Source organism: Salegentibacter sp. BDJ18, from assembly GCF_017579965.1.
GTDB lineage: Bacteria > Bacteroidota > Bacteroidia > Flavobacteriales > Flavobacteriaceae > Salegentibacter.
Genome location: NZ_JAFLQX010000035.1, coordinates 1 through 1,398, shown reverse-complemented (window position 1 = coordinate 1,398; position 1,398 = coordinate 1). Strand labels below are relative to the sequence as shown.

Sequence of the window (1,398 nt, the reverse complement as noted above, 5' to 3'; positions counted from 1 at the left end):
GCTAACATCTCCTCTTAACCTTCCAGCACCGGGCAGGTGTCAGGCCCTATACATCATCTTTCGATTTAGCAGAGCCCTGTGTTTTTGATAAACAGTCGCCTGGACCTCTTCACTGCGGCCCCGCCGAAGCGGGGCGACCCTTCTCCCGAAGTTACGGGCCCATTTTGCCTAGTTCCTTAGCCATGAATCTCTCGAGCACCTTAGAATTCTCATCCCAACTACCTGTGTCGGTTTACGGTACGGGTTGCCACCACTCGCTTTTCTTGGAAGTCGATTCGCTGGATTATCACGCCGGCCGAAGCTTTTGTGTACTATCGGGGTGTTACCACTCCCTTCAACGTGCTATTCCGTCAGCACGCACCAACTGTTCGCCTCCGTCCGCTTTAACGTGGGGCAAGTACAGAAATATTAATCTGTTGTCCATCGACTACCCCTTTCGGGTTCGCCTTAGGTCCCGACTAACCCCCAGCTGATTAGCATAGCTGGGGAAACCTTAGTCTTTCGGTGTGCAGGTTTCTCGCCTGCATTATCGTTACTTATGCCTACATTTTCTTTTGTAACCAATCCAGCATACCTCGCAGTACACCTTCATCTCTGTTACAATGCTCCCCTACCACTCCATATCTAAATATGAAATCCATAGCTTCGGTAATATGTTTATGCCCGATTATTATCCATGCCGGACCGCTCGACTAGTGAGCTGTTACGCACTCTTTAAATGAATGGCTGCTTCCAAGCCAACATCCTAGCTGTCTGGGCAGTCCAACCGCGTTTCTTCAACTTAACATATATTTGGGGACCTTAGCTGATGGTCTGGGTTCTTTCCCTCTCGGACACGGACCTTAGCACCCATGCCCTCACTGATATAAAACATTTTATAGCATTCGGAGTTTGTCAGGAATTGGTAGGCGGTGAAGCCCCCGCATCCAATCAGTAGCTCTACCTCTATAAAACTATTATACCGCTGCACCTAAATGCATTTCGGGGAGTACGAGCTATTTCCGAGTTTGATTGGCCTTTCACCCCTACCCTCAGGTCATCCCAAGACTTTTCAACGTCAACGGGTTCGGTCCTCCACTATGTGTTACCACAGCTTCAACCTGCCCAAGGGTAGATCACACGGTTTCGCGTCTACCATTACCAACTTAAATCGCCCTATTAAGACTCGCTTTCGCTACGGCTCCACAGCTGAACTGCTTAACCTTGCTGGAAACGGTAACTCGTAGGCTCATTATGCAAAAGGCACGCCGTCACCCCAAAGGGCTCCGACCGCTTGTAAGCGTATGGTTTCAGGATCTATTTCACTCCCTTGTTCAGGGTTCTTTTCACCTTTCCCTCACGGTACTGGTTCACTATCGGTCTCTCAGGAGTATTTAGCCTTGGCGGATGGTCCCGCCG

General features: G+C 49.8%; 1 rRNA gene. It reads right to left on the bottom strand.

What is annotated here, in order from left to right:
* Window positions 1-1,398: ribosomal RNA gene (locus tag J0871_RS17230) — 23S ribosomal RNA — on the bottom strand; the annotation flags it as partial.